This is a genomic window from Rhizobium sp. FG113, from assembly GCF_057809895.1.
On sequence record NZ_JBMDKV010000020.1, the window covers coordinates 1 to 25,347 of the forward strand.

29 protein-coding genes are annotated in these 25,347 nt (G+C 61.9%); 15 read left to right on the plus strand and 14 right to left on the minus strand.

The features are described 5' to 3' along the window. Positions 1–106 precede the first annotated feature (106 nt). The 3 genes from ACODTZ_RS30025 to ACODTZ_RS30035 all read right to left on the minus strand — a co-directional run bounded on the left by ACODTZ_RS30025 (position 107) and on the right by ACODTZ_RS30035 (position 2,781). Positions 107–1,054 carry a 2-hydroxyacid dehydrogenase gene (locus ACODTZ_RS30025; RefSeq protein WP_489030221.1) on the minus strand — a complete coding sequence of 316 codons (948 nt, stop codon included), beginning with the start codon at positions 1,052–1,054 and terminating at the stop codon, positions 107–109. Positions 1,055–1,109: 55 nt separating this feature from the next. Next, positions 1,110–2,132: a LacI family DNA-binding transcriptional regulator gene (locus tag ACODTZ_RS30030; RefSeq protein ID WP_047509648.1), complete on the minus strand. Its 1,023-nt coding sequence runs from the start codon at positions 2,130–2,132 to the stop codon at positions 1,110–1,112. Between the two features lie 136 nt (positions 2,133–2,268). Beyond that, complete coding sequence (locus tag ACODTZ_RS30035; protein WP_026283624.1) at positions 2,269–2,781, minus strand: MarR family winged helix-turn-helix transcriptional regulator; 513 nt, start codon at positions 2,779–2,781, stop codon at positions 2,269–2,271. A gap of 185 nt (positions 2,782–2,966) precedes the next feature. Here ACODTZ_RS30035 and ACODTZ_RS30040 point away from each other — a divergent pair, with 185 nt between their 5' ends. The 6 genes from ACODTZ_RS30040 to cysE all read left to right on the plus strand — a co-directional run bounded on the left by ACODTZ_RS30040 (position 2,967) and on the right by cysE (position 7,738). Beyond that, positions 2,967–3,758 carry a creatininase family protein gene (locus ACODTZ_RS30040; RefSeq protein ID WP_489030224.1) on the plus strand — a complete coding sequence of 264 codons (792 nt, stop codon included), beginning with the start codon at positions 2,967–2,969 and terminating at the stop codon, positions 3,756–3,758. Positions 3,759–3,830: 72 nt separating this feature from the next. Further along, positions 3,831–4,097, plus strand: a complete 267-nt coding sequence (locus tag ACODTZ_RS30045; protein WP_489030226.1) for a type II toxin-antitoxin system prevent-host-death family antitoxin — start codon at positions 3,831–3,833, stop codon at positions 4,095–4,097. Continuing rightward, the gene (locus ACODTZ_RS30050) at positions 4,094–4,492 is read left to right on the plus strand and encodes a type II toxin-antitoxin system VapC family toxin (RefSeq protein ID WP_489030228.1); all 399 of its coding nucleotides are present in this window, start codon (positions 4,094–4,096) and stop codon (positions 4,490–4,492) included. Before ACODTZ_RS30045 ends, ACODTZ_RS30050 begins: the two co-directional genes overlap by 4 nt. Positions 4,493–4,610: 118 nt before the next feature. Beyond that, positions 4,611–5,753 (plus strand): CobW family GTP-binding protein, encoded by a 1,143-nt coding sequence (locus ACODTZ_RS30055; RefSeq protein ID WP_489030230.1) that lies wholly within the window; start codon positions 4,611–4,613, stop codon positions 5,751–5,753. Then, on the plus strand, positions 5,753–6,742 hold the full coding sequence (locus ACODTZ_RS30060) for a WD40 repeat domain-containing protein (protein WP_489030232.1): 990 nt from the start codon (positions 5,753–5,755) through the stop codon (positions 6,740–6,742). The genes ACODTZ_RS30055 and ACODTZ_RS30060 overlap by 1 nt, the downstream gene beginning before the upstream one ends. A 189-nt stretch (positions 6,743–6,931) precedes the next feature. After that, positions 6,932–7,738, plus strand: coding sequence for a serine O-acetyltransferase (gene cysE, locus ACODTZ_RS30065; RefSeq protein WP_489030234.1), 807 nt, complete (start codon positions 6,932–6,934; stop codon positions 7,736–7,738). A gap of 71 nt (positions 7,739–7,809) precedes the next feature. On the opposite strand, the gene ACODTZ_RS30070 is transcribed toward cysE, so the two are convergent. The 3 genes from ACODTZ_RS30070 to ACODTZ_RS30080 form a co-directional block, all read right to left on the minus strand. After that, positions 7,810–8,967, minus strand: a complete 1,158-nt coding sequence (locus ACODTZ_RS30070; protein WP_489030236.1) for a GGDEF domain-containing protein — start codon at positions 8,965–8,967, stop codon at positions 7,810–7,812. 102 nt (positions 8,968–9,069) lie between these two features. Next, positions 9,070–10,077, minus strand: a complete 1,008-nt coding sequence (locus tag ACODTZ_RS30075) for a serine hydrolase domain-containing protein (protein WP_489030238.1) — start codon at positions 10,075–10,077, stop codon at positions 9,070–9,072. 94 nt (positions 10,078–10,171) lie between these two features. Then, on the minus strand, positions 10,172–10,402 hold the full coding sequence (locus ACODTZ_RS30080) for a DUF6719 family protein (RefSeq protein WP_489030240.1): 231 nt from the start codon (positions 10,400–10,402) through the stop codon (positions 10,172–10,174). Positions 10,403–11,009: 607 nt separating this feature from the next. Here ACODTZ_RS30080 and ACODTZ_RS30085 point away from each other — a divergent pair. Further along, a complete protein-coding gene (locus tag ACODTZ_RS30085) occupies positions 11,010–11,144 on the plus strand; it encodes a hypothetical protein (RefSeq protein WP_018901941.1) in 135 nt (44 codons plus the stop codon). A gap of 151 nt (positions 11,145–11,295) precedes the next feature. Here ACODTZ_RS30085 and ACODTZ_RS30090 read toward each other — a convergent pair whose 3' ends face one another. Further along, entirely contained in the window at positions 11,296–11,886 is a 591-nt protein-coding gene (locus ACODTZ_RS30090) for a GNAT family N-acetyltransferase (protein WP_209191720.1), read from the minus strand. 88 nt (positions 11,887–11,974) lie between these two features. Then, positions 11,975–13,108: an ornithine/lysine decarboxylase gene (odc2, locus tag ACODTZ_RS30095; RefSeq protein WP_018901943.1), complete on the minus strand. Its 1,134-nt coding sequence runs from the start codon at positions 13,106–13,108 to the stop codon at positions 11,975–11,977. 563 nt (positions 13,109–13,671) lie between these two features. On the opposite strand from odc2, the gene ACODTZ_RS30100 reads away from it, so the two are divergent. The 5 genes from ACODTZ_RS30100 (at position 13,672) to ACODTZ_RS30120 (ending at position 17,010) form a co-directional block, all read left to right on the plus strand. Beyond that, complete coding sequence (locus ACODTZ_RS30100; protein ID WP_489030243.1) at positions 13,672–13,899, plus strand: antitoxin MazE-like protein; 228 nt, start codon at positions 13,672–13,674, stop codon at positions 13,897–13,899. Continuing rightward, positions 13,896–14,228 (plus strand): type II toxin-antitoxin system PemK/MazF family toxin, encoded by a 333-nt coding sequence (locus tag ACODTZ_RS30105; RefSeq protein WP_489030245.1) that lies wholly within the window; start codon positions 13,896–13,898, stop codon positions 14,226–14,228. The genes ACODTZ_RS30100 and ACODTZ_RS30105 overlap by 4 nt, the downstream gene beginning before the upstream one ends. Before the next feature lie 18 nt (positions 14,229–14,246). Beyond that, positions 14,247–15,140, plus strand: coding sequence for a LysR family transcriptional regulator (locus tag ACODTZ_RS30110; RefSeq protein WP_047509896.1), 894 nt, complete (start codon positions 14,247–14,249; stop codon positions 15,138–15,140). Positions 15,141–15,283: 143 nt separating this feature from the next. Further along, positions 15,284–15,925, plus strand: coding sequence for a DUF1007 family protein (locus tag ACODTZ_RS30115; protein ID WP_413395858.1), 642 nt, complete (start codon positions 15,284–15,286; stop codon positions 15,923–15,925). Then, positions 15,919–17,010, plus strand: a complete 1,092-nt coding sequence (locus ACODTZ_RS30120) for a nickel/cobalt transporter (protein WP_489030247.1) — start codon at positions 15,919–15,921, stop codon at positions 17,008–17,010. The genes ACODTZ_RS30115 and ACODTZ_RS30120 overlap by 7 nt, the downstream gene beginning before the upstream one ends. A gap of 189 nt (positions 17,011–17,199) precedes the next feature. Here ACODTZ_RS30120 and ACODTZ_RS30125 read toward each other — a convergent pair whose 3' ends face one another. From ACODTZ_RS30125 to ACODTZ_RS30135, 3 genes are all read right to left on the minus strand, one after another. Next, complete coding sequence (locus tag ACODTZ_RS30125) at positions 17,200–17,415, minus strand: hypothetical protein (protein WP_018901949.1); 216 nt, start codon at positions 17,413–17,415, stop codon at positions 17,200–17,202. A 120-nt stretch (positions 17,416–17,535) separates the two neighbouring features. Then, a complete protein-coding gene (locus tag ACODTZ_RS30130) occupies positions 17,536–18,249 on the minus strand; it encodes a tellurite resistance TerB family protein (RefSeq protein ID WP_489030250.1) in 714 nt (237 codons plus the stop codon). A 119-nt stretch (positions 18,250–18,368) separates the two neighbouring features. After that, positions 18,369–19,007, minus strand: coding sequence for a 2-dehydro-3-deoxy-phosphogluconate aldolase (locus ACODTZ_RS30135; RefSeq protein WP_047509676.1), 639 nt, complete (start codon positions 19,005–19,007; stop codon positions 18,369–18,371). Positions 19,008–19,161: 154 nt separating this feature from the next. Here ACODTZ_RS30135 and ACODTZ_RS30140 point away from each other — a divergent pair, with 154 nt between their 5' ends. From ACODTZ_RS30140 to trhO, 3 genes are read left to right on the plus strand one after another with little or no spacing between them, the layout of a single operon-like run. Further along, the gene (locus ACODTZ_RS30140; protein ID WP_113197908.1) at positions 19,162–19,650 is read left to right on the plus strand and encodes a CYTH domain-containing protein; all 489 of its coding nucleotides are present in this window, start codon (positions 19,162–19,164) and stop codon (positions 19,648–19,650) included. After that, positions 19,628–20,536, plus strand: a complete 909-nt coding sequence (locus tag ACODTZ_RS30145; protein ID WP_489030253.1) for a CHAD domain-containing protein — start codon at positions 19,628–19,630, stop codon at positions 20,534–20,536. The genes ACODTZ_RS30140 and ACODTZ_RS30145 overlap by 23 nt, the downstream gene beginning before the upstream one ends. Positions 20,537–20,595: 59 nt before the next feature. After that, positions 20,596–21,531 carry an oxygen-dependent tRNA uridine(34) hydroxylase TrhO gene (gene trhO, locus ACODTZ_RS30150; RefSeq protein WP_489030255.1) on the plus strand — a complete coding sequence of 312 codons (936 nt, stop codon included), beginning with the start codon at positions 20,596–20,598 and terminating at the stop codon, positions 21,529–21,531. 30 nt (positions 21,532–21,561) lie between these two features. Here trhO and ACODTZ_RS30155 read toward each other — a convergent pair whose 3' ends face one another. From ACODTZ_RS30155 to ACODTZ_RS30165, 3 genes are all read right to left on the minus strand, one after another. Next, on the minus strand, positions 21,562–23,772 hold the full coding sequence (locus ACODTZ_RS30155) for a bifunctional diguanylate cyclase/phosphodiesterase (protein WP_489030256.1): 2,211 nt from the start codon (positions 23,770–23,772) through the stop codon (positions 21,562–21,564). A 160-nt stretch (positions 23,773–23,932) separates the two neighbouring features. Then, complete coding sequence (locus ACODTZ_RS30160; RefSeq protein WP_489030258.1) at positions 23,933–24,475, minus strand: NADPH-dependent FMN reductase; 543 nt, start codon at positions 24,473–24,475, stop codon at positions 23,933–23,935. Positions 24,476–24,569: 94 nt separating this feature from the next. Further along, a complete protein-coding gene (locus tag ACODTZ_RS30165) occupies positions 24,570–25,346 on the minus strand; it encodes a MetQ/NlpA family ABC transporter substrate-binding protein (protein WP_489030260.1) in 777 nt (258 codons plus the stop codon). Between the last annotated feature and the right edge of the window lies 1 nt (position 25,347).

Sequence of the window (25,347 nt, forward strand, 5' to 3'; positions counted from 1 at the left end):
CCGTCATCCTCGGGCTCGTCCCGAGGATCTAAGCACGCATCCAAGAATGCAACGGGGATGGAGTAACCGCGAGGGCGGTCACAAAGCACCGCCCGCCCCAAAACCGTCACCCCTTGACGGGCGTCTCGGCCACCGGCGTCAGCGGCTTGCGCGCATCGAACCACCCAACCAGATTGTCGACCACCAGATCGGCCATCGCATCCCGGGTCGGAACCGAGCCCGAAGCGATGTGCGGCAACAGCACGGCGTTCGGGAGCGCCATCAGCGCTGCTGGAACGTTCGGTTCGTCATAAAACACGTCGAGACCGGCAGCACCCAAGGCACCGGAGGACAGCGCCTCGATCAGCGCATCTTCATCGACCGTCCAGCCGCGCCCGACATTGATGAACACGCCATCCGGCCCGAGCGCCTTCAAGATATCGGCAGTAACGGTCTTGTGCGTCTGCGGCGTCTTCGGCACGATCGCGATCATCGTATCGACGGCTTCGGCGAGACCCCCCAGCGTCGGATAGTGATCATAGGGCAGCGCCTCGTTGCGCGTGCGGGTGTGGTAGCTGATCTTCACCTTGAACGGCTCCAGCCGCTTGGCGATCTCCTGGCCGATGCGGCCGAGGCCGTAGAAGCCGACATGGCGGCCCTTCAGTGAGAAACGCGACAGCGGATAGCTCTGCCCCGGCTTCCAGTTGCCGGCGCGCAGCCAGTTTTCGGCGCGCGGAAACTCGCGGATGGTGTTGAGCAGCAGGCCGATCGCGGTGTCGGCCACTTCGTCGTTGAGGACATCAGGGGTGTTGGTGACTACCACGTCCTTGGTCGCCGCATGCTTGGCGTCGACATTGTCATAGCCGACGCCGAAGCTGGAGATCAGCTCCAGACTGGGCAGCGCATCGATATCGGCGGCGGAGAAAGTGCCGGATACGGCGACACCGCGAATACGGCCTGCGGTCTCCGCGTCGAGCGACTTGGCGTCGGCCTCGATGACGTCAAAACCTTGCCTCAGGCGCGCCAGAACGCGCTCGTGCATTTTCCCCGGAACGAGAACAGCGGTACGGGACATTGCTTTTCCTCTTCGATTGTCGCGCGCCCTTGGAAATTTGGGATAAAGGGCGGGATTATGACCGGGGCCGGATGGGGCTGGTCGATTGGCGGATGCGCATCTCGGGCTTGATGAGATGGATGCCGTCGGGTTCATGGCTGCCGGCGAGGCGATCGAGCAGCGCGCGGGCGGCAAGCCGGCCTACTTCGGCCTGGCCGTTCCACACGGTTGTCAGCGCCGGCATCGAGATCGACGCCTCCTCGAGGTCGTCATAGCCGGTCACGGAAATATCGGTGCCGGGCACGAGACCGGCGCGGGCGATGCCGTTCATCAGGCCGATGGCGACCAGATCGTTCCAGCAGACGGCAGCCGTCGGCTTCTGCGGCAGGGACAGGAAATGCACCGCCGCCTCGAAGCCGCCCTGCATCGAGCGGGGGCCCGGAATGCGCAGGCCGGGATCGACCTCGATCTCCGCCTTGCGCAGCGCGTTGACATAACCCTGGTAGCGGTCGCGGCCGGTGGAGGTCTGGTCGGTGCCGCCGATCATGGCGATCGAGCGATGACCGAGGCCGATCAGATGATTGGTGGCAAGCGAGATGCCGTAGCTGTCGTCGCCGCGATAGGTCGGGAGATCAGACCCATCCAAGGAGCGGGCGACCAGAATGGCCGGCATGCCATTATCCTCGGCGAGCTGCATGTCCTCCGGCGGGGTACCGATCGCCGGCGACATGATGACGCCGTCGCCGCCGAGCTGCAGCAGCGTCTCGATGAAGGTGCGCTGCTTTTCGACGGAATCGTAATGGTTGGAAAGAATGAAGGTGTGCCGGCTGCGGTCGAGCTCGCTTTCGATCGCTTTCAGGATTTCCCCGTAGAACGGGTTCATGATGTCGTGCACGACGACGCCGATGATGCCCGAGCGCGAGGTGCGCAGGCTGGCCGCGCGGCGATTGTAGATATAGCCGAGCGCGCGCGCCTGTTCCTTGATCTTGTCGCGGGTGGCGCCGGCGACCAGCGGGCTGTCGCGGAGCGCCAGGGATACGGTTGCGGTGGAAATGCCGAGCGTTTCGGCGATCGTCGAAAGCTTGATCTTCTGCGCCACTGTGCCTCCCGGATCGCGCGGAAGGACTGTGACGCGCGATGAACATATGCACCCGGCCAGCTGTGAGCCGGGCGTCCTTAAAATGTTTAATTAAAAGATTAAACCGGAGCAGGCAATTTCTAATTTCACAAAACCGTCAGATTTCATCCGGCTCGTCGAGCACGATGGCATCGGCCTGCAGATTGCCGTCGATCGCCTTCAGAAGCCGCACCAGATTGCGGATTTCCTTCTCGGAGAAATCGAGCGTCGCCAGCCGGTCGCAGGCTGTCGCAGCCTGCTCGATGGCAGCAACACTGCCGCGGCCGAGATCGGTGAGGTAGACCTTGGTGAGGCGCGCGTCGTCGGCATCGGCCTTGCGCTCGAGAAAGCCCTGGGCCTCCATGCGGCCGATCGTGCGCGTCATGGTCGGCGCCTTGACGCCGAGCTTGTGCGCCAGAGCGCCCGCCGTCATGCCGTCGCTTTCGGCGAGAGAGGTGATGACGCCATCCTGCCCGGCATAGAGCCCGCTCTCCAGAAGGTTGCGGGAGAGCACGGTGCGCATCGATCGGGCGGCTTGCGTCAAAGCCGGCGAAAGATCGACCACCGTATATTCGGTCTGGTCCTTCTTCTTCGACTTCTGCTTCTTGCCGTCCTTGTGCTTCTTACCCATTGCCGTCCCTTTGATCTTGCCGCGCCCTGCACCCAATTGAGGTTGTGAGGGACGGCAACAGTTTCATTTGGCGCCTAAGCCTTCCTCCAAATCCATTTTGATTTAAAGGCTTATGCATTAAGCATTGAGATCGTTGCGTTATGACATTGCGCATGATCTCGTCATAAACAAGAGGCCTTAGCCGGATGAACGCGCCAGCGACCGAGTTCGACGACCACGATCCGCAATTTTCTGGTGCGCAGCGCAACCGGCACATCGTTGTCCTGCCGCTCGGCGCCCATGAACAGCACGGCCCTCACCTTCCCTTCGATACCGATACGCTGATCGCCAACGGCATCGTTAGCAGGCTCAAAACCGCGCTTCCCAAAACGCTTCCCGTGACCTTCCTGCCGACGGAATCAGTTGGCTACTCAATCGAGCATATGGATGTGACAGGAACGCAAACGCTGACCTACGGCGAAGCGATCGAACGCTGGCTCGGCATCGCCGAAAAACTGTCGCGACAGGGCATCCGCAAGTTCGTTTTGCTCAACGCTCATGGCGGCAACTCGCCGCTGATGACTGTTGTCGCGACGGAAGCCCGCGTGCGCTTCAACATGCTTGCCGTCGCCACCAGCTGGACCCGCTTCGGCCTGCCTGATGGCGTGATCTCGCCGGAAGAAAAGGCGATCGACATCCACGGCGGCGACATCGAGACCTCGGTCATGCTGGCGCTGCATCCGGACAAGGTGGACATGGCAAAAGCCGAAAATTTCCCCTCCCGCCAATCCGACTTCGCGGCTCGCTACAAGCACCTGCGCGCCTACGGCCCCCACGCCTTCGGCTGGAAAATGTCCGACCTCAACAGTCAGGGCGTCGCTGGCAACGCCGCCAAAGCGACCACCGCAAAAGGCGAGGCGCTGATCGCCCACGCGGTGAAGGGCCTGGTGGAATTGCTGGAAGATATGGACGCCTTCGACGTGGACACGCTGACATAGCGGGCCGCTTGTATCGGCGCGGGCTTTTCATCATATTGATTGCAATCGCAGTGGCTCACCAAGGAGGCCCGCATGCGCATTTCCGTGAAAGAGGCTGAACGCGAATTTTCGCGTATTGCAAAGCTAGCACAAGACGGCGCCGACATCATTTTCACCGAGGAAGGACAACCTTCTCTCCAACTCTTCCCGATTGCCAGATCGCCCTTACCGCCCGAAGAAAGAATGGCGGTCTTCGACAGGGTGAGGCAACGAGGCCGCGAAAAAGGCCCGGCAAATTTCGAGACTGACGCCGCCCATAGTCAGGACTTCCTTTACGACGAAAACGGATTGCCGGGATGATCGCGGTCGACACGTCAGCGTTGATCGCCATCGTCAAGGATGAGCAAGATGCCTATATCTGCTCAAAGGCAATGGCGAGCGTTCAAAAGGTGATCATCTCTGCCGGCACGCTCGCGGAGGCTCAGATTGTGGCGCTTCGCGCGAACCGTTTACCGGAATTGCTGGATATCATTAACGCGTCAATCGGTGAGGTCATCCCGGTAACCGACGGTCGGGCACGCTTCGTTTCTGATATTTATTCTGCATGGGGCAAAGGCTTTCACCCAGCTTCCCTAAACTTTGGCGATTGCTTCTCCTACGCCACCGCCAAGGAATTCGACTGCCCACTGCTCTATATCGGCAACGACTTCTCAAAGACCGACGTGAAATCCGCGATTCCGCGCGCCACATCCTAATGTGATCTTATAACATACGAATCCCTTTGAACTGCCGCGCCGCACCCCTTATATGAGACGACGAATTTGAAAGGCCCGGGATAAACACCCGAGCAAGCCCCCACCTATCGAGGTTCTCATGACCGACGCTCTCCAGACGCAACCCAAGCCCATCCCCGTCACCGTTCTCACCGGCTACCTCGGCGCCGGCAAGACGACGCTGTTGAATCGCATCCTGACGGAAGCGCATGGCAAGAAGTATGCCGTCATCGTCAACGAGTTCGGCGAGATCGGCATCGACAACGACCTCATCGTCGAATCCGACGAAGAGATCTACGAGATGAACAACGGCTGTGTCTGTTGCACGGTGCGCGGCGACCTGATCCGCGTCGTCGAAGGCCTGATGCGCCGCCCCGGCCGTTTCGACGGCATCATCGTCGAGACGACGGGCCTTGCCGATCCGGTGCCTGTTGCCCAGACCTTCTTCATGGATGACGACGTCCGCGCCAAGACCGAGCTCGATGCCGTGGTCGCCCTCGTCGATGCCAAACACCTGCCGCTGCGGCTGAAAGACAGCCGCGAGGCCGAAGACCAGATCGCCTTTGCCGACGTCGTCCTGATCAACAAGACCGACCTCGTCACCCCGGAAGAGCTGGCGCAGATCGAAGACGTCGTGCGCGCCATCAACCCGTCGGCCCGCGTCTACAAGACCAGCCGCTCCGGCGTCGATCTCGCCCGCGTGCTCGACCAGGGCGCCTTCAACCTGGAACGCGCGCTGGAAAACGACCCGCACTTCCTCGACCACGATCACCCCGACCATGTCTGCGGTCCCGATTGCGGCCACGACCATGGCCACCATCACCATGCGCACGACCATGATCATGATCATCATCACCACGATCATGACCACGGGCATGACCATCACCACCACGATCATGGACACGACCACCATCACCATGGCGCCGTCTCCCCGATCCATGACGTGACGGTGCAGTCGGTGTCGCTGCGCGGCGGCGAGATGAATCCAGACCGTTTCTTCCCCTGGATCCAGAAGATCACCCAGACGCAGGGCCCGAACATCCTGCGTCTCAAGGGCATCATCGCCTTCAAGGACGATGCCGAGCGCTATGTCGTTCAGGGCGTGCACATGATCATCGAAGGCGACCACCAGCGCGCCTGGAAGGACGGCGAGAAGCGCGAGACCCGTCTCGTCTTCATCGGCCGCGAGCTTGACCGCGAAAAGCTCGAAGCCTCCTTCAAGGCGTGCGAGGCCGCTGCCTGATGCCGACTGTTGCCCCGTTTGATCTCGACGGCCATATCCTGGCCGTCGAATTTTTAGGTGATACCCCCTTCTTCGCCAGCGCCACCGGCACGTTTCACCGGCTGGACGGTTCGGAAAAGGTCACCGAAGCCCATCAGGGCATGCTCACCTGCATCCGCGATCCCTATAGCGAAAGCCTGATCTCGGGCGGCGAAGACGGCAAGGTGCTGCGGATTGCCGCCGATGGCAGCGTCACCGAGCTGGCGCATGCGCCGCGCAAGTGGATCTCGCAGCTCGCCGCCGGCCCGCAGGGCGCCATCGCCTATTCCCACGGCAAGAGCGCGATCGTTCGCCTTTCTGACGGCACCACCCGCGAATTCACCGAGGAGCGCACGGTCGAAGGCCTCGCCTTTGCCCCCAAGGGCATGCGCGTCGCTGCCGCCCGCTATAATGGCGTGTCGCTGCATTGGGTTGTGGGCGAAGCCAAGCCCGTCGATCTCGAATGGAAGGGCGCTCATACCGGCGTCACCTTCTCGCCGGATGGCAACTTCCTCGTCACGACCATGCAGGAAAACGCGCTCCATGGCTGGAAGCTCGACACCAAGCCTGGCGCCGAAGCCCGCCACATGCGCATGACCGGCTACCCCGCCAAGGTCAAGTCGCTCTCCTGGTCGGCCAAGGGCAAGTGGCTGGCCTCATCAGGCGCTCCGGCTGCCATCGTCTGGCCCTTCCAGGGCAAGGACGGCCCGATGGGCAGGTCGCCGCTCGAGCTCGGCACCCGCGCCAACATCATGGCGACATCGGTCAAGTTCCATCCGGCCGAGGACATTCTCGCCATCGGCTTCATCGACGGCATGATCCTCGCCGTTCGCCTCGCCGACAGCAAGGAAGCGCTGATCCGCCGCCCCGGCAAGGGTGCGATCACGGCCATGAGCTGGAGCAGGAACGGCAAGCTGCTGGCCTTCGCTTCGGAAGCCGGCGATTGCGGCGTGGTCGATATCGCCGCCTAAAGCGTGACGAGCGAAAGTGTGCAGCGGTTTTGCGGCACCGACATGCGACAGAACAAAAATCTTAAAGCGTGACGAGCGCATCCGAAGGATCGCGACACGCTTTAAGACACTTATCCCGAGACTGGCCTCCGGTTTCGGGATAAAGACACGCTTGAAAGCAATGGGCGTGAAAACAGAGAGCTGAGCCAGATGTCGCAGACCAGAACCGCCATCGCCGAAACCGCAGCCGCCAACGATGCATCGGCATGGGTGTTGATCCGCGCCGAGGCCCTGGCGCTGTGCGAACGCGAACCGGTGCTGCGGCCTCTTCTGACATCGCAGGTAATCGAGGCTGCGGATAGCGCAATCGTCGCCCGCGTGCTCGCCGCGCGCCTCGCGCGCGCCGATGTCGATACGGCGGCTCTGACGACGCTCCTCCAGGAGACGCTGACATCTGATATTCTGACCGAGATCCAGGCCGACCTGATGGCAGTGCGCAAGCGCGATCCGGCCTGCACGACCTATCTGCATGCGCTGCTCAACCTGAAGGGCTTCCACGCCCTGCAGATCCACCGCGCCGCCCACAAATTGTGGAACGAAGGCCGCGTCGAGATCGCCAGCTGGCTTGCTAATCTCGCCTCGCTGGTCTTCGGCCCGGATATCCATCCGGCGGCAAGGATCGGCTCCGGCATCATGCTCGACCACGGCTCCGGTATCGTCATCGGCGAGACTGCCGTCATCGAGGACGAGGTCTCCATCCTCCAGGGCGTCACGCTGGGCGGCACCGGCAAGGAAACTGGAGACCGCCACCCGAAGATCCGCCGCGGCGTGATGATCGGCGCAGGCGCCAAGATCCTCGGCAATATCGAGATCGGCGCCTTTAGCAAGGTGGCGGCCGGCAGTGTGGTGGTGAAGCCGGTTCCAGCGCATTGCACGGTGGCCGGTGTCCCGGCGGCGGTGGTGCGCATCCATTCCGCCAGCGAAATCCCCGCCGAGAGCATGGACCAGAATATCTGAGTTCGGGCTAAAGCAATTCCAGCAAAAGTGCAGCGCGGTTTTGCGTCCGGAATTGCGTAATAACAAATGCTCTAGGCCGCCTGCTCCTGCGCCGGTGATGCCTCTACCCGGTCGCGGCCCTGGCGCTTGGAGGCGTAGAGCGCCGTATCGGCCCGCCCCAGAAGCTTCTTGAAGTCGATATCCGGGCCGCTGCAGGCGGCAACGCCGATACTCAGCGTCGGAAGCGACGCGAACACTGCCATCGCCGAAACCTGCTCCGAAAATTCCAGCCGCATCCGCTCGGCGACGGCAATCGCCCCGTCCTCGGCGGTATTCTTCAGCACCACGAGAAACTCGTCGCCGCCGTGGCGCGACAAGAGATCATCGGGCCCCAGCACGCTGCGCGCCGCACTTGAAAACAGCCGGAGCACATCGTCTCCGACGAGATGACCGTGCTGATCGTTCAGCTGCTTGAAGTGATCGATATCGACCACCAGAAGCGCCAACGCGTGGGCGTCGCGCACCGGCAGCCGTTGCGCCAGCCCGCCGCGATTGAGAGCGCCCGTCAACGGATCATGATGCGCCAGCGCGATCAGTTCGCTCCTGTTGCGCTCGGCCGCCATCAGCACGATCAGCATGCTGCGCAGCGCCAGGAAAATGACCGCCGTCGACGCCATCCAGCTATGGGCGACGGTGGCGCCGTAGGGATCGGGACCCGCAATCTCCCCCGTTGCCGCCATGACGCTACGCACCAGGAAAATCGCCGCCGTCGGCAGATAGAGCCATGCCAGCAGGCCTGCCGAGAAAAGCTTCTCGCGCCTGTAGATGCCGATCCCCTCGCGCAGCACCGCCAGATCGCACAGGCAGCAGATGGCCGAAACATAGAACAGCCGCACAGACACAGACATATCGCCGGAGGGCAGAGCCGCAACCGGGAGGCTGATGCAGACGAGCGCCAGCGCACAAACGCGCATCGACGCCGGCCGGCCGGCGAGCACGCGGATGGCGAAGAACGACAGCAGGTAGCCGGCAATGGTCAGCACATTGCCAAGCTGGATCGACAGCACATAGGGAATGAAATTGCGCAGGCAGACGAGCAGCGTGCCGACGCCGAGCACCAGATAGCTGGCGCCCCACCAGGCCGGCCAGCGGCCGAACCGCCCGGTCCAATAGCTCACCATATGCGCGCTTCCGAGAACCAGCAGCGTCATGGCGGAGACGACGTAGATCGTCCGCAGATCCAAAATCATGTACGCGCCTCCAATCCACCGGCGCGGACACGTTACGAGATCGCTATTGCGTTTTGATTGGAACGCTCGGTCGCATTTTAATCAACGCGCCGAAAACCCCGCTCAGACAGGACGTGCGGCGGCAATGATCTCGGAGAGAAGCCCGTGCAGGGCATCACGATAACCGGTTCTCGCCGAGGGGCCGTTCTCGTCTGACGTCATCACGACGGTGAGCTTCAGCGACGGCACGATATAGAGCATCTGGCCGCCATAGCCCCAGCCGAAATGCACTTGCTCGCCGCCGATCTGCCGCGAGAACCAGCCGTAACCGTAGTCGTCACCGGAGAAGCGCGAATTGGTACGGTGCTGCCAGGACTGGATGACCCAATCGGCGGGCACGACCTGCGTGCCATCTGGAGCCTTGCCGCCATTGCGGTAGAGCTCGCCGAAGGCAAGCAGCGAGCGCGCGGTCATCGCCATCTGATTGCCGCCGAGATAGATCCCCTGCGGATCCCGCTCCCAGGCACCGATGCGAAAGCCATCGATCGGCGCCAGCCATTCGCGCGCCAAGGCGAGCGTCGATTTCCCGCCGACCTTGGTCAGGATCGCCGAGAGGAGATGCGTGGAGGCTGTGGAATAGAGCATCTGCCCGCCCGGCTCATCGGCAAAGGGCTGCGCAAGCGCGAACCGCACCCAGTTGCGCGACGACACGAAACGACCGTAGTCGGGCCCCGACAGGCGACCAAGCCCCGCCTGCATCGAGAGCAGATTACCGATGGTGATCTCGCCGAGCCTCGGGTCCGGATTATCGGGCAGGTCGGCCTTCAGGATCGGTGCGATCTTCTGGTCCGGCCCTTCCAGCAGGCCCTTGCCGATGGCGATGCCGACGAGGCTCGAGATGATCGACTTGGAGGCCGACTTGATGTTGACGGATTCACGCGTCGAATGGCCGCGATAGCCATGCTCGGCGATGACCTCGCCATCCTTGGCGACGATGACAGCCTTCAGCGGCCGCAACTCCTCGCGCGACGAGCCACCATCGAGCAGCGTGGCAACCGGGTTGGCCTGCTGCGCGAATGCGACGGCCGGCGTGAGCGACAGGACGAAGAGAAATGCGAGGCGCTTGATCATGCGCCATTATCTATGTTGGACGGCAGATCAAATCATCGGCCGTCCAACCCATCTCACAGGGATGTGAAACCTTATGATCGCGCTTGGCTCAAGATCATTGATGCACGCATTTTCGGTTCATCTGGGTTCGCTTTTGCGCCTTGGTGAATTTCGCGATCATCCCCGCCGGACATTTCTTGTCGTCGAAGAGAACGGATTCTCCCGGTGCCATCGTTTCGACCGTCGGCTTCGCCGTCACCGTCTTGATTGCTGCAAAGGAAGTCGACGCGCCTGCAAGCGACAGCAGGCAGGCGGCGGAAAGGGAAAGAAGTAGAGACCGTGTCATATGCTCGCCCTCACGTTTTAGTGATCACTAAAATACATTCCTACGGAATCTCGCCGGCGGCAAGTCATCCGATCGGCGGGCAGCACGAATATCCGCGCGCGGACTGGCCACGGCGGTGAAAAACGGGAGAAGGCAGGCGGTCGAGGTATTGAGTAGTGGGTGTCAGGCTGGTCCGCCTGCCCGATCGTTTCAGGCTTTCCGGCTTCATCAGACCGACAGGAGCGTCTCTCGATCTGGCGTCCCCGGACGAATCATCTGCCCTGACGGCATCCGATTCGACCTTTCGCGACCGTCATCAAGCGCCGAATTATGAACGGAGACCGAACCGGTTCATGAACCCGGCTCCCTGCTCGATGACGCGTTCATGATGCGCCGACCCTACGCCATGGGGATGATTCTCGCCCATATTTTCATCCATATGATTGTTTTTTCTGCATTTTATTAGAACGAAAAGTGAATTTCTTCCCCATAAAGGCGAAGCTGCAGTGTTGCTAAAATATCGTTAAAATTTACCGTCACAGTTTTTTGTTCATCTGGCGTTCAGAAAACTCTTGGGAAAGCCGACTTTTGCGCTCACATTAGATACCAGAGAACTAGGAGTGCATGAATGATTCTTAAGGCCACAGCCGCAGCGACCATATTCGCGGTCTATGCTTTCACGATGTTTTTCATCGCCGCCATACCGGACAATATCGTACAGACTGCCGGGACACAGCTGGTCGACGCCAGCGTCGTGAAATAGGCGTCGTCAAGTAAGCGCCCTCACACTACGGGCGCAGCGAATACAGAGGGGAACATAGTCCGCCGGCTCTTCCGGCGCCCCTTCAAACTGATTTCCTGAAACTGGAAATGAAACAAAAAAGCCCCTCCCTTTAGGGGAGAGGCTTAGCCGATCAGGCCGCCCTGCGGATCGGCGCGCTGGCCAGCATCCGCCCCGTGGGGACGATCATGCCGGCCGCGCCGTCAAGCCAGCCCTCGACAAGCTCGAGCGCCAGAAAGCGCGAGCGTTCGAACGGACCAGGCATGACGAGATGCTGAGCCTTTGCGGCAAAGAAGCCGAAACGCTCGTAATAAGGGGCATCGCCTACAAGCAGGATGGCGCCGTGACCACGGGTCTTGGCTTCCAGCATGGCGGCGCGCATCAGCGCCGAGCCGACACCCTTGCCCTCGAAGCTGGAATCGACCGCCAGCGGTCCGAGCAGCAGCGCGTCGATGGCAGTGCCATCGGCATTGACGCCGGCTTCGACGTTCCACAGGCGCACGGTGCCGATGACGTGACCGTCGCGATCACGCGCGACCAGCGCCAGGCCTTCGGCCGGAACACGGCCACGGCGGATCTTTTCCGACGACTTGCGGCGGCGGTTCGGGCCCATGGCGCGATCGAGCAGGGTCTCGCGCGCAACGACATCGCCGGCATTTTCGGCGTCGATGGTGAAAATGGAATGCGCAAAGAATGCGCGGACAGAATCAAGAACAGCGGCCATCGTGGCCTCCCGAACTCAAAACCGTTTCAAACGGTATCGTCAGATCATTGTGAAGGTGCCGCCCCGGCTGGCTACGGGGCCGGCGGTATCAGATGATGTAGGCCTTCAGCGGCTCGAAGCCGTTGAACGCGACCGCCGAGTAGGTGGTCGTGTAGGCGCCGGTGCCTTCGATCAGGATCTCGTCGCCGATCGAAAGGGTGAGCGGCAGCGGGTAGAGGTTCTTCTCGTAAAGCACGTCGGCGGAATCGCAGGTCGGGCCGGCGATGACGCAGGGCTCCATTTCGTCGCCGTCGCGCTCGGTGCGGATCGGGTAACGAATGGCTTCGTCCATCGTTTCGGCCAGACCGCCGAACTTGCCGATGTCGAGGAACACCCAGCGAGCGGCATCGTTGTCGGACTTCTTCGAGATCAGCACGACTTCCGTCTTGATGACGCCGGCGTTGCCGACCATGCCGCGGCCCGGCTCGATGATCGTCTTCGGCAGGTTGTTGCCGAAGTGGTCACGAAGGCTCTGGTAGATCGCACGACCGTAAGCTTCGGCCGACGGAACGTCGCGCAGGTACTTGGTCGGGAAGCCGCCACCCATGTTGACCATCTGCAGGTGGATACCCTGCTTGGCCAGCTGAACGAAGACGCGCTTGGCATCGGCAAGAGCCGAATCCCAGGCATCGACCTTGGTCATCTGCGAACCGACGTGGAACGACACACCGTAGGATTCGAGGCCCAGCTGATGCGCGTAGACGAGAACGTCGACGGCCATCTGCGGGACGCAGCCGAACTTGCGGCTGAGCGGCCATTCAGCACCTTCGCCATCGGTCAGAACGCGGCAGAACACGCGGGCGCCGGGAGCGGCACGCGCGATCTTCTCGACTTCCTCGTGGCTGTCGACCGCAAAGAGGCTGACGCCGAGCGCATGCGCGCGGGCAACGTCGCGTTCCTTCTTGATCGTGTTGCCGTAGGAGATACGGGCAGCGGTCGCACCGGCGTTGAGCGCCATTTCGATTTCGGCGACGGACGCGCAATCGAAGTTGGAGCCCATGTCGGCGAGCAGCTTCAGGACTTCTGGAGCCGGGTTTGCCTTGACGGCGTAGTAGATGGCGCTGTCAGGCATGGCGTGACGAAAAGCGGAGAAATTGTCGCGCACGACGTCGAGGTCGACCACAAGGCAGGGACCGTCGGGACGTCGGGTTGCGAGAAAGTCGCGGATGCGCTGAGTGGTCATATCGATTCCCTTTTCAATTCCAGAGCTCCGGAAAAACCGGAGGACAAAGGGCAGCCGATCACTCGCATAGGAACCAGCCGGTGGAGACCCCGGAACCTTAGCAAGCGCTCGAATGCGCGAATGATGAATCAACGCCGCGAAAGCGACATGGATTCGGCTTTGTCTGCCATGGATTGGAGGGGATCCCTACCGCACTTCCGGCAATGAAGGTGTGCCTCTTCAGTAACCCCCGCTGATGGAAAGCAGGGAGAGAACAAAAAGGCCCGCACCGTCGTTGCTTCAGGCGTCCTCGCATTTTCCGGTTGGCCGGAATAGCGACTGGAGGGGTTAATTCCAGGTACCTTACCGATTTCCTCACCAATTCGAGGGTTCGGCGGACACCCATGGGCACGTGCGACTTTGGGCTGAGGTCGAGATAAGAATATTCGCGGTCATAATCAAGAGTTTTTTTGACCCTCGCCCAAAAAACGTATTCGGCAACTCTAGGCCGAATTTGCATAAGGAAGGCTGACCGATTACATTGTCCAAATCGCGGCCCACAATGGATATTCTTGGGATTGGCTATGTCGACTGCAGGAAAGAAGAAGTCGATGCAGGACGCTGTCAGAGACACGCGCACCGGGCTGCCGATGCGCGAGCTTCGGTTGCTTGTTCCCGACGCACGCCATCCTGACGTGATCGCACAAACCAAGGCTGCCATCGCCGCGCTGGACCCCGAAGACGAAGAGGAAGCCATGCGCTGGATCGAAGCCGTCACGGCCCTCGATCATGAAGACAGCGACGCCGAATGAAGCGTGGCGATATGGTCACCGTCGCGATTGCTGGCGATTATGGCAAACCACGTCCCGCTGTTGTGGTCACCTCCAACATTATTCTAGATGGCGGACATGACGCGATAGCGCTGTGTCAATTCACATCGACGATCAACGATCTCGCGCTGTTCCGGGTTACCATCGAACCGACCGCCCATAACGGATTGAAATTGCGCTCGGATATCATGGCGGATAAACCGATCTCGGTCCCGCGCCGGCGAATCGGCTCGGTGATTGGTCGGCTGAACGAAGCGGATCTCCAAAGGCTGGACAAGGCGCTTGTTTTTGCGCTCGGTCTGCAAGACTAACGACCTTCCGGAGCCAATATGGACACCCTCACCCGCATCCGCGCCTTCATCGACGTCGTCGAAGCCGAGGGTTTTTCCGCTGCCGCCCGCAAGACCGGCCGGTCCAAGGCGCTGCTGTCGAAATACGTCCGCGAGCTCGAGGATGAGCTTGGCGCGCTGCTCTTGAACCGCACAACCCGCCAGTTCTCGATGACCGAGGCCGGCCACACCTATTATCGCACCGCCTCCGACATCCTGAAGGAGATCGACAACCTTGCCGATCTCGTGCGCGAGAACAACGCGCAGCTGAAGGGCAAGCTGAAAATCTCGGTGCCGCGCACTTATGTCGACGCCGATGTCGGCCAGTCGCTGATCGATTTCGCCCGCGAAAACCCTGATCTCCAGCTGGAAATCTCCGCCGACGACCGCTTCGTCGACCTGATCGAGGAGGGCTTTGACGTGGCGATCCGGGTGACGAAGCTTGAGGATTCCGGCATGATCGCCCGCAAGATCTCGGATTTCCGCATTCATCTCTGCGCCACGCCGGAGTTTCTGGAGCGTCATCCGCAACTGCAGAACCCGGCCGACCTCTCCAACGTGCCCTTCATCATCGACACCAATTCGCGCAGCCAGGGCAGCATCCGCTTTCAGAACCCTGACGGCACCTCGTTTGCCGTCGCCGTCTCCGGCCCGATCGAGGTCAACAGCCCGCATGCGACGCTGCGCGCCGCACTGTCGGGCATCGGCATCGCCTTCATTCCCGATTTCATCGCCCGCAAGCCGATCGAAAGCGGCGAGCTGGTGACGCTCTTCAACGACTACATCGCCACCGATCGCGGCATTTACGCCGTCTATCCGCACCGCCGCTACCTGCCGGCCAAGGTGCGCATTTTCGTCGACTACCTCTATAATTGGTTCAAGAAGCACCCCTAAGCCGAACCCAAGGAAATCCGGTCCCAATTCGGTCCCATTTTCCGGCAAGATCTCAGCAACTGATTTGGGCCGCCCCACCCGGATTTATCGCCTTTCCGGCAACCGAACCTGGCCCGAACTCTAGAGATGAAGTTAGCGGACGCATGAAGATATCGACATTCCTGACGGCCGGCTTTCTGACGCTCGTGCCAGCCGCAGCCTTCGCGCATCCGCATATCTTCGTGGAGGCCCGTCTCGAGGTCGTCGCCGGCGATGACGGCAATGTCGCGGAGTTCCGCAACGTCTGGCGTTTCGACGAGGTCTTCACCTCCTCGGTCGTCATGGATTTCGACAAGAACACCGACCTGAAGCTGGAGCCGAACGAGCTCGCCGAGGTCGGCAAGACGGTCCGCGATTCACTGGCCGACTATGATTACTACATGAACCTGACGATGAACGGGAAGAACGTGACGGTTCAGAAGCCCGACATCATCCACGTCGATTACCGCGACGGCCAGCTCTTGATGTTCTTCGCCGTCAAGCCGGTCGAGAAGATGCCGCTCAAGGGCAATCTCACCTTCGGTGTCTACGACCCGACGCTCTACACCTCGATCGACTTTCCGACCGACAAGGAAATGATCCTCGTCGGCGACGCCTTCAAGGCCTGCAAGCACCAGGTGGTGAGGCCCGATGCCGACCAGGTGATCTCGCAGAACAAGCAATCGCTGACCGACGCCTTCTTCAACGATCCGACCGGCACCAACATGTCGAAGCTCTTCGCCACCAAGCTGGACGTCACATGCTGAGGCGCAAGCCCACGCTGCTGCTTTACGCCGCCGGCCTGCTGCTCGTGACCGGCCTTGCCGCCGCGCATGCGCAATCGCCGCTCGGCATCGGCACGGCGGAGCCGAGCTTCCAGCCCTCCGGCGGCCCGCTGGCGCCGCTGTTTCTCTACATCAATCACGAGCAGCAGGCCTTCTATCGCGCGCTGACCAACGCGCTGAAGGCGATGCGTGAGGATCCCTGGCAGCTCGGCACGCTGGTCGGCCTGTCGTTTGCGTATGGTGTCTTCCACGCCGCCGGCCCCGGCCACGGCAAGGCTGTCATCTCCTCCTACATGATCGCCAACGAGATCGAGCTGAAGCGCGGCGTCGCCATCTCCTTCGTCTCGGCCTTCGTTCAGGGGCTGGTCGCGATCCTGCTTGTCGGCGGTGCCTGGCTGGTGCTGCGCGGCTCGGGCATCACGCTCACCATGGCCACGCAGGCGATGGAGATCGCAAGCTTCGTCATGGTCATTCTCTTCGGCCTGTGGCTTTTGCTGCGCAAGCTGCGCACCATCATCCCGGCCTTCCAGCCAAGGCAGGAAGCGCTGGCATCCGGCCCCGTCAGCATGATGCTCGACTGGCAGGACGCCGACCAGCGGGGCGAAAGCAGCTCTTACGCCTTCGGTGAAACCCAGGCCGCCAAGGCCGGCCACAAGTTCATTTCAGGCATGGCCTGCGAGACCTGCGGCCAATCGCACATGCCCGATCCCGCGATGCTCGGCGCGGAAAAGTTCAGCATCCGCGAGGCCTGGTCGGCAATCGTCGCCGTCGGGCTGCGCCCCTGCTCCGGCGCGCTGCTGGTGCTCACCTTCTCCTTGCTGAACGGCCTCTATCTCGGCGGAGTTCTCTCGGTCTTCGCCATGTCGCTCGGCACCGCCATCACCGTCGCCATTCTCGCAACGCTTGCCGTGACTGCCAAAGGCACCGCCATGCGCCTCGCCGGCCACGGCTCGCGCGTCTCGACATGGGTGGGCAACGGCATCGAGTTGCTGGGCGCGCTGCTTGTCATCGTGATGGGCGTGCTATTGCTCGGCGCGTCGCTGCAGGGTGTGGGGTTTGGTGGGTAGGGTTGATTGGTGAGGGTGTGCTGCGTGGCCCCCTCATCCGCCTGCCGGCACCTTCTCCCCGCGGGGGAGAAGAGACTCGTAGCAGGCCGCTCGCTCCATCTTCCCTTCGCCCCAACGGGGAGAAGGTAGCCCGAAGGGTCGGATGAGGGGGCCGCACGGCACAACCTAGATGAAGGCTACCCTAAACCTTCACCCACCCCGCCGACGCTGATACCGCGCCCGCAGCCAGAACACCGCGAAAAACGCCATCACCAGGCACACCCCGACGACGATCGCCAGCGTCGGCGAGTAATTGCCGATCCACAGCACCACCGACGGCAGGAAATAGATGACGAGCCCGGCGCAGACGAGGATGATCGCCGCGGCAATCGCCGGCGAGCGGCGGTCGGATTTGGGGTCGGCCATGCGAAAATCTCCTGCGGGTGAGGAGAAGGGCTTAGGCCAGCCGCCGGCGAAAGGCAACTGGCCGTGCCACTCGCCGCGAGCACAGGCTTGCCAATCGTCAAACGGCAAGCCTTTTTCGACTCAGGCCGTGACCTTGGCGGACGACACGGTCGCGTCGATATGGTCGAGCAGCGCGTCCGGCAGGCAGAGGCGGCCGGCGAGCAGGTCGAGATAGCCGCGTTCGGCACGGGTGTCGGGATTGATGGTCAGCCGCGTCGCGGTATAGAGCTCGACCTTCTGCTCCTCGGTGCGCGCGGCGGCCACGAGATCGTCGATATCGACGGGGTTGGCGAGTTCGTTGCGCAGGAAGGCCTCGGCTTCCGAGCCGAGATCGACTTCGCGCACCTTTTCCATGATGTTGGCGCGCTCGGCATCGTCGATATGGCCGTCGGCCTTGGCGGCGGCGATCATTGCGCGGATCAGCGTCAGGGCGAAATCATTGGAGAGCTGCGGCCCTTCCAGGCTGAAGGCTGAATCCGGCGGCGGCAGCGCGATCGGCTGGCCTGTGGTTGCGGCCGGCTGTGGTGTGGCCTCAGGCGATTTTCCCGACTGGTAGTTCTTGTAGGCGAGATAACCGAGCCCGGCGACGGCCGCGAGCCCGCCGATCGTCGCGACATTGCCGGCGATGTTGCGGCCGGTCTTGGTGCCGAGCACGGCGGTCGCAAGCGCCCCTGCCTTCCACGGATTGTTCTTGGCCATCTCGATCGCGCCGCCCGCCCGATCGCGAACGCTGCCGCCGACACCTGGAATCTGTGATCCCAGAAACTGCTCAAGAAGCTTCTTCGCGTCGAACATACCTGATTGTCTCCCTTTTAAGCTAAAACGGAAGATAGGTACGCCCGGCACGAATACAAATGCGGGCGGCAAGGCCGCCCGCACCATGCAGATCACAAAAATGTCAGGAGAAAGCCGCCTCAGCCCTTCAGCGCGGCCGCCTCGGCGGCGAGCTTGGTGATGCCGGCCCAGTCGCCTGCAGCGATCAGTTCCTTCGGTGCGACCCAGGAGCCGCCGACGCAGATGACGTTGGGAAGCGACAGGTAATCCATCGCGTTCTTCAGCGAGATGCCGCCGGTCGGGCAGAACAGCGTGCCAGCGAGCGGTGAGGAGAACGCCTTCAGCATGGCGGCACCACCGGCCTGTTCGGCCGGGAAGAACTTCAGCACCTGGTAGCCTTCTTCGCGCAGCGCCATGACTTCGCTGGCGGTCGCGGCACCCGGCAGAAGCGGCACTGAAGAATCGCGGGCCGCGTCGAGCAGCTCCTGCGTGGTGCCCGGGCTGACGATGAACTTGGAGCCGGCGGCAACCGCGGCTTCCCAATGCTTGGCATTGAGAATGGTGCCGGCGCCGACCTCGGCACCCTCGACCTCGTCGGCCACGGCGCGCACAGTGTCGAGCGCTGCAGGCGTGCGCATGGTGATTTCGATAGCCTTCAGACCGCCCGCGACCAGCGCCCGCGCCAGCGAAACGCCCGACTTGACGTCGTCGACGATCAGAACCGGCACGACGGGCTGCAGTTTCAGGATGGAAAGGAGTTTCTCTGTCTTTTCGCCCATGGCCGTGGTTCCTTTGAAACGATTTAATTCCGGCAACGGAATAGACCTACCGCTAAAGTTTGTCGAGACCGCAACCATCTTTGGAATGGAATGGGTATCAACCTCAGCCAATTTGCGCTAGCGTACCCGCCGTCGTCAAAGAGGTTCATCGGTCATGGCAAAAGAGATCGAGCGGAAGTTCCTGGTACGCAGCGATGGCTGGCGCTCCGGCGCGGAAACGAAATCTGTCCTCAGACAGGGCTATATCGCGTCTATGGACGATCGCTCGGTACGTGTGCGCATCATCGACAGGAAGAGCGCGCGACTGACCACCAAGATCGGCCGCAGCAAGATGACCCGCGACGAATTCGAATACGAAATCCCGGTTACCGATGCCGAAGAGCTGCTCGATGCGGCGATCGGCATCGTCATCGAAAAGACCCGCTACCGCGTGCCCTATGAGGGCTACGTCTGGGAGGTCGACGTTTTCGCCGGCCAGCATCGCGGCCTCGTCATCGCCGAGGTCGAGATGGGGTCGGAAGCCGAACGGCCGGCGCTTCCCGCCTGGCTCGGCCGCGAGGTCACCGGCGATTTCAGATACTCAAATCAGGCATTGGCAACCGAATTTGAGCACGACCGGCATGCCCTTCAGCATACGGCCTGACCGGTCCTTCAAATCACAGTTCCACAAGCTCGCGCGACGCCAGCTGCGCCATGCGATCGATGTGCTCGAAACGCGGCCTCAAGGCACCGACCACGCGATCCATGAAGCGCGCAAGCGGCTGAAGCGGGTGCGCTCGCTCTACCGCCTGGTCGCCAGCGCCGTGCCGAAATTTTCCGCCCGCGAGAACATCAGGCTGCGCGGCATCGCCCGCTCGCTGTCCTCGCTGCGGGATGCGGCGGCGCTCGTCGAGACGGCCACCTATCTGCACGAACGCGCCCGCGACAGCGACGAGGCCGAGGCGCTCGGCCGCATCGTCGTGGCGCTCACCGCACGGCGCGACCGGCTGATCGCCGCCAGGCGCGATCCCGAAAAGGTCGTCTCGGACACCATCTTGGCGCTGAAACGGGCGATCGCGGCCATTCAAGACGTCAACCTCAAGGGCGGCCACCGCCGGCATGGGCGGCTTCTGGCGCATGGGTGGGACACGACAGTCCGCAAGGCGCGCAAGGCGCTCGCCGCCTGCGAGGGGCATGTCTCGGCCGAGGCCTTTCACACGCTGCGCAAGCGCACGCAGGATTACCGCGCCTATCACAAGCTGCTCAATCCGCTCTGGCCGACCGCCATGAACGCGAAATACGACGCGGCGAGCACGCTGGTCGACCTGCTCGGGCGCATCAACGATCTTGAGCTGCTGTGCGAGCTGGTCGAGACCGAGCATCACCATTTCGAGAATGCCGACGACCTCGCGCACCTGCTCTACGCCATCATCTTCCACCAGCAGCAGGGTCGCCACGATGCGCTGGATCGCGCCGAGACCATCTTCGGCCCGGATGCGGATGACGAGGCGATGCGCATCGAGATGCTCTGGATCGCCTTCGGCGGCTGAACATTAGCCGCATCTGCAGGCGATTGCGCTTAGACGCCGAAAGCTGTATTTCCAGCCGCATGACCGACACATCGACCCAACAGGCGACGAGCCCTTTCCTCGTCGCGGCCCTTTATCATTTCGTTTCCGTGCCGCACTTCGAAAGCCTGCGCGCGCCGCTGCAACAGCTGTGCGAGGATAATGGGGTCAAGGGCACGCTGCTGCTCGCCCATGAAGGCATCAACGGCACGATCGCCGGGCCGGATGCGGGGATCGCGACGGTGCTCGCCCATCTGCGCGCCATGCCGGAGTTCGCCCGCCTGGAGCACAAGGAAAGCCGCGCGTCGAAAATGCCCTTCGTGCGCATGAAGGTGAAGCTGAAGAAAGAGATCGTGACGATGGGCGTCGAAAACATCGACCCCAACAAGATTGTCGGCACCTATGTCGCGCCGCAGGATTGGAACGCGCTGATCTCCGATCCCGATACGATCGTCATCGACACCCGCAACGATTACGAAACGGCGATCGGCATCTTCAAGGGCGCCGTCGACCCGAACACCAAGACCTTCCGCGAGTTTCCGGACTGGGTGAAGAACAACACCGGCCTGCACAACAAGCCGAAGATCGCCATGTACTGCACCGGCGGCATCCGCTGCGAGAAGGCCACCGCCTTCATGAAGGAGCAGGGCTTCGACGAGGTTTACCACCTCAAGGGCGGCATCCTGAAATACCTCGAGGAAGTGCCGCAGGAAGAGAGCCTGTGGGAAGGCGCCTGCTTCGTCTTCGACGAGCGCGTTTCGGTCGAGCACGGGTTGAAGGAGGGCGACCACAAGCTCTGCCACGCCTGCCGCAATCCGATCACCGCGGAAGAGATCACCTCGGAGAAATACGAGGAAGGCGTGTCCTGCAGCCATTGCTACGACAGCCGCACCGAGGAAGACCGGCTGCGCTACCGTCAGCGCCAGCTGCAGATCGCGCTGGCCAAGAAGCGCGGCCAGAAGCACATCGGCACCTGAAATCGTCCAAGGGGCGGTATAGTGGCTTGATCAGGCGGCGCTGACGCGCCGTCCGCTGGTCTTGCGCGCGCGTGCTTCCATCAGCCGCTCGGTGATGTCCTCGGCGGCGACAGGCCTGCTGAAGAAGAAGCCCTGCAACGTATCGCAACCGAACTGCGAAGCGATATCGGCCTGCTCCGGCGTCTCGATGCCCTCGGCCGTGACGGGAATATCGAGCGAGCTCGCAAGCGCCACGGTCGCCTTCAGCATCTCGCGCTGGCTCTCGCTGTGCTCGATATCCATGATCAGCGAACGGTCGATCTTGATGCGGTCGAAGCCGAACTGGCGGAGATAACCGATCGACGAGAAGCCCGAACCGAAATCGTCGAGCGCGATCTTCACGCCAAGCGTCTTCAACTGCTCGATCGCCTGCCGCGTCCGCTTCGGGTTCTGGATCATGTAACCCTCGGTCACCTCGAGCGTCACCCGCTTGGCCTCGATCTCCGTCTGGCGCAGCACGTAGCGCACATAATCGGTGAAGGCCGGGTTGCGGAACTGGCCGGGCGAAACGTTGACCGCGATCCTGAGCTCCGGCCATTGCTTGGCCGTCTCGCAGGCCTTGCGCAGCACGAACAGGCCGAGCGCCTCGATGAGACCGCTGGTCTCGGCAACCGGGATGAACACATCAGGCGACACCGGCCCATGGCCCGGTCGGTTCCAGCGCACAAGTGCTTCCACGCCGACCATCTCGTTGCTGTCGGCGCCGATCAACGGCTGGTAGGCAAGCGTCAGGTCGCCGCCTTCGATCGCCTGGCGCAGATCGAGCTCCAGCGCGTTGCGCTCCTCGCGATCGGCATCCATCGCGGGATCGTAGAGCGTCATGCGGGCGCGGCCGGCTTCCTTGGCCTTGTACATGGCCAGATCGGCGCGCCGCACCAGTTCTTCGCGATCGACACTGCCCGCGGGCGAAACCGCGATGCCGATGCTGGCGCCGATGACGACCACGCGGCGGCCGATTTCCAGCGGCTCGGCCAGGAAGTCCAGAATATGCTCGGAGAGCTGCAATGCCGCCGCATCCCCCTGCTGCGAGACAAAGACGATGGCGAACTCGTCGCCGCCGATGCGGGCAAGCACGGCGCCATCGGGGATCAGCACCTTTAGCCCGGCCGCAACCGCCCGGATCAGCTGGTCGCCAGTGCCGTGGCCGTAGGAATCGTTGACTTCCTTGAAACCATCGAGGTCGAGATAGAGAAGCTGGACATTATCCTGGGACTGCCTGGCAAGCGTCACCATCGCATCGACAGAGACGCGCAGGCCGTCGCGGTTCAGAAGTCCGCTCAGCCGGTCGCGCAGCGCATCCTCGCGCGCGATGATCTCCTCGCTCTTCAGCCTGCGCCCGGCCAGCCAGCCGATGATCAGGAGCACGACGAAGAACAGGCCGACAAGGCAGATCGCCTGCACCACCTGGCTGCGCACGTCTGCATAGCCGACATCACCAGGCGCGCGCGACGTCCAGATCAGCTTGCCGAGCGATGCGCCAAGCGCATCCACGATAGGCACGGAATAGGCAGCGGCCTGATCGGCGCCAACGAGCTGCAGTCCGCCGATGACATAGGTCTTGCCGATATCGTCGATCTTGGCGGCGTCGAGATGGCGGATGAAGATGAGATAGCGATGCTTGCCGGGAGCGGCTGCGAGCGCACCGGACTTTTCGCGCACCAGTGCCACGCCGCCGACGGCGATACCCGACTTCGTGCTGATGAAGCCGGACGCCTCGGGCAGGTCCTTCGGGCCGGCGGCCTTCACCTTGTCGAACAGCGCCCAGAGCGCCGGCGAAAAGAACTCCTGCAAGCTGCCCGCCATCGGCTTGCCGTCGCGATAGACCAGGATCGGCGTCTTGTCGTCGTCAATCACAACAGCCATGTCGAACAGCGCGCTGTTGACGGACATTTCGCCATAATTCGACACCGTCCAGTCCATGCCATCGGTGGCGTAGACATTGGTCGCGGCGTCGTCCCATGCGGCATAGTCGTTGAGGGTGGCGCCGAGTTGGGCCACGAAATTCTGCAGCGCGCCGGAAACGGTTTCGCGCGAGCGCTCGTCATCGAGCACGTTGGATTTCTGCGCCACGTGATCGAGCGCATTCAGCACCATCATCGTCACCACAGCGACGACGACGGCAAACGAAAACAGAACGCCGGCCACGGTTGTGTGGCGACCAGCTCCGATAATCGCGCTTCGTTTGCTGAAGATCGACGGCATTCATTCTCCCTGTCGGCAAATACTGACGGGAAGCCTTCAAAAAACGGTTAAAACGCGATTGAACGATTAAGCATTTTTGCATCGATGGCACGAACGCAAGAGCGATAAAAATCATTTCATTTCAAACGGATAATTCTATTCAAATATCCTTATAAAGCACTCACTTACGAATATGGCCGCAGAATTTTGCAAGCGCGTTCAAAATAACGCCGTCACGCACTGCCGCATCGAGAACCGCCGCCTGCGTTGCATCGTCCTTCCCGAGCAGCCCGATCCGCAGATGCGCCTCCTCGACGATATCGAACGACATAGTCTTCAAGACCTCGGTCAACTGAGACAGCGCGAAGTCGCCGCGATGCGATGCATGCGCGATCATCACAGGCTTGAATGGCACCTCGTCGCGCGAGACCAGCCAGTCCAGCGCATTCTTCAGCCCGCCCGGCAGCCCGTGCGCATATTCCGGGCAGGCGACGATGACGCCATCGGCGTCGCGCATCTTCGCGCCCAACCGCTTGACGATATCAGGCGTATGCTCGCCTTCGCGATCGGGATTGAAGATCGGCAGATCGCCGATGAGATCGCAGATCTCGATTGTCACATCGTCCGGCGCGTGATCGCGCAAGGTCGTGAGCAGCCGGCGATTGGTCGAGACCTTCCGCTGGCTGCCGCAGAGCGCATAGAGAAAGAGCGGCTTGGCGTCCATGCCACTGGTCTACGGCATCCGACGATTCGCCCCAACGAAAAAGCGGCCCGGCAAGGCCGGACCGCTTCATGTCGTATAAGGATAAGACCAGCTCTTACCAGGACGCGATCAGGGCGCCCTTGAACTGTTCGTTGATGAACTTGCGGATGCTCTCGTCGTGGTAGGACTCGACCAGCGTCTTCGCCCACGGTGCGTCCTTGTCGGCGGTGCGAACAACGATCACGTTGGCGTAAGGCGACTTTTCGCTCTCGATGGCGATGGCGTCGGTCTTCGGATGCAGGCCGGCTTCCATGGCGTAGTTGGTGTTGATGACCGCGGCATCGACGTCATCGAGCGAACGCGGCAGCTGCGCGGCGTCGATTTCGGCGAATTCGATCTTCTTCGGGTTCTCGATGATGTCGGCGACGGTGACCTTGACGCCAGGGTTGTCCTTGAACTTGATCAGGCCCTTCGAGGCGAGAACGAGCAGCGCGCGGCCGCCATTGGTCGGGTCGTTCGGGATGGCGACGGTTGCGCCTTCCTTCAGCTCGTCGAGGCTCTTCACCTTCTTGGAATAGACGCCCATCGGGGTGGTGATCGTCGTGCCGATGCTGACGAGATCGAACTTGCGATCAGCGATCTGGTTGTCGAGGTAGGGCTGGTGCTGGAACGAGTTGGCCTGGATGTCGCCATCGTTGAGCGCCTGGTTCGGCACGACGTAGTCGGAGAACTCGACGATCTCGATGTTGAGACCCTTGGTCTTGGCGATCTCGGCGACCTTTTCCATGATCTGCGCGTGCTCGCCCGGCGTGACGCCGACCTTGATGTCTTCGGCGAGTGCCGAGCCGGCTGCGAAGGCAGCGAGCGCGGCTGCGATGATGAACTTCTTCATG

Excerpts from the sequence above, each read along its gene's own strand:
- ACODTZ_RS30025 (WP_489030221.1), bottom strand. The coding sequence starts at position 1,054 with ATGTCCCGTACCGCTGTTCTCGTTCCGGGGAAAATGCACGAGCGCGTT.
- ACODTZ_RS30035 (WP_026283624.1), bottom strand. The coding sequence starts at position 2,781 with ATGGGTAAGAAGCACAAGGACGGCAAGAAGCAGAAGTCGAAGAAGAAG.
- ACODTZ_RS30040 (WP_489030224.1), top strand. The coding sequence starts at position 2,967 with ATGAACGCGCCAGCGACCGAGTTCGACGACCACGATCCGCAATTTTCT.
- ACODTZ_RS30045 (WP_489030226.1), top strand. The coding sequence starts at position 3,831 with ATGCGCATTTCCGTGAAAGAGGCTGAACGCGAATTTTCGCGTATTGCA.
- ACODTZ_RS30050 (WP_489030228.1), top strand. The coding sequence starts at position 4,094 with ATGATCGCGGTCGACACGTCAGCGTTGATCGCCATCGTCAAGGATGAG.
- ACODTZ_RS30055 (WP_489030230.1), top strand. The coding sequence starts at position 4,611 with ATGACCGACGCTCTCCAGACGCAACCCAAGCCCATCCCCGTCACCGTT.
- ACODTZ_RS30060 (WP_489030232.1), top strand. The coding sequence starts at position 5,753 with ATGCCGACTGTTGCCCCGTTTGATCTCGACGGCCATATCCTGGCCGTC.
- cysE (WP_489030234.1), top strand. The coding sequence starts at position 6,932 with ATGTCGCAGACCAGAACCGCCATCGCCGAAACCGCAGCCGCCAACGAT.
- ACODTZ_RS30070 (WP_489030236.1), bottom strand. The coding sequence starts at position 8,967 with ATGATTTTGGATCTGCGGACGATCTACGTCGTCTCCGCCATGACGCTG.
- ACODTZ_RS30075 (WP_489030238.1), bottom strand. The coding sequence starts at position 10,077 with ATGATCAAGCGCCTCGCATTTCTCTTCGTCCTGTCGCTCACGCCGGCC.
- ACODTZ_RS30080 (WP_489030240.1), bottom strand. The coding sequence starts at position 10,402 with ATGACACGGTCTCTACTTCTTTCCCTTTCCGCCGCCTGCCTGCTGTCG.
- ACODTZ_RS30085 (WP_018901941.1), top strand. The coding sequence starts at position 11,010 with ATGATTCTTAAGGCCACAGCCGCAGCGACCATATTCGCGGTCTATGCT.
- ACODTZ_RS30090 (WP_209191720.1), bottom strand. The coding sequence starts at position 11,886 with ATGGCCGCTGTTCTTGATTCTGTCCGCGCATTCTTTGCGCATTCCATT.
- odc2 (WP_018901943.1), bottom strand. The coding sequence starts at position 13,108 with ATGACCACTCAGCGCATCCGCGACTTTCTCGCAACCCGACGTCCCGAC.
- ACODTZ_RS30100 (WP_489030243.1), top strand. The coding sequence starts at position 13,672 with ATGTCGACTGCAGGAAAGAAGAAGTCGATGCAGGACGCTGTCAGAGAC.
- ACODTZ_RS30105 (WP_489030245.1), top strand. The coding sequence starts at position 13,896 with ATGAAGCGTGGCGATATGGTCACCGTCGCGATTGCTGGCGATTATGGC.
- ACODTZ_RS30110 (WP_047509896.1), top strand. The coding sequence starts at position 14,247 with ATGGACACCCTCACCCGCATCCGCGCCTTCATCGACGTCGTCGAAGCC.
- ACODTZ_RS30115 (WP_413395858.1), top strand. The coding sequence starts at position 15,284 with ATGAAGATATCGACATTCCTGACGGCCGGCTTTCTGACGCTCGTGCCA.
- ACODTZ_RS30120 (WP_489030247.1), top strand. The coding sequence starts at position 15,919 with ATGCTGAGGCGCAAGCCCACGCTGCTGCTTTACGCCGCCGGCCTGCTG.
- ACODTZ_RS30125 (WP_018901949.1), bottom strand. The coding sequence starts at position 17,415 with ATGGCCGACCCCAAATCCGACCGCCGCTCGCCGGCGATTGCCGCGGCG.
- ACODTZ_RS30130 (WP_489030250.1), bottom strand. The coding sequence starts at position 18,249 with ATGTTCGACGCGAAGAAGCTTCTTGAGCAGTTTCTGGGATCACAGATT.
- ACODTZ_RS30135 (WP_047509676.1), bottom strand. The coding sequence starts at position 19,007 with ATGGGCGAAAAGACAGAGAAACTCCTTTCCATCCTGAAACTGCAGCCC.
- ACODTZ_RS30140 (WP_113197908.1), top strand. The coding sequence starts at position 19,162 with ATGGCAAAAGAGATCGAGCGGAAGTTCCTGGTACGCAGCGATGGCTGG.
- ACODTZ_RS30145 (WP_489030253.1), top strand. The coding sequence starts at position 19,628 with ATGCCCTTCAGCATACGGCCTGACCGGTCCTTCAAATCACAGTTCCAC.
- trhO (WP_489030255.1), top strand. The coding sequence starts at position 20,596 with ATGACCGACACATCGACCCAACAGGCGACGAGCCCTTTCCTCGTCGCG.
- ACODTZ_RS30155 (WP_489030256.1), bottom strand. The coding sequence starts at position 23,772 with ATGCCGTCGATCTTCAGCAAACGAAGCGCGATTATCGGAGCTGGTCGC.
- ACODTZ_RS30160 (WP_489030258.1), bottom strand. The coding sequence starts at position 24,475 with ATGGACGCCAAGCCGCTCTTTCTCTATGCGCTCTGCGGCAGCCAGCGG.
- ACODTZ_RS30165 (WP_489030260.1), bottom strand. The coding sequence starts at position 25,346 with ATGAAGAAGTTCATCATCGCAGCCGCGCTCGCTGCCTTCGCAGCCGGC.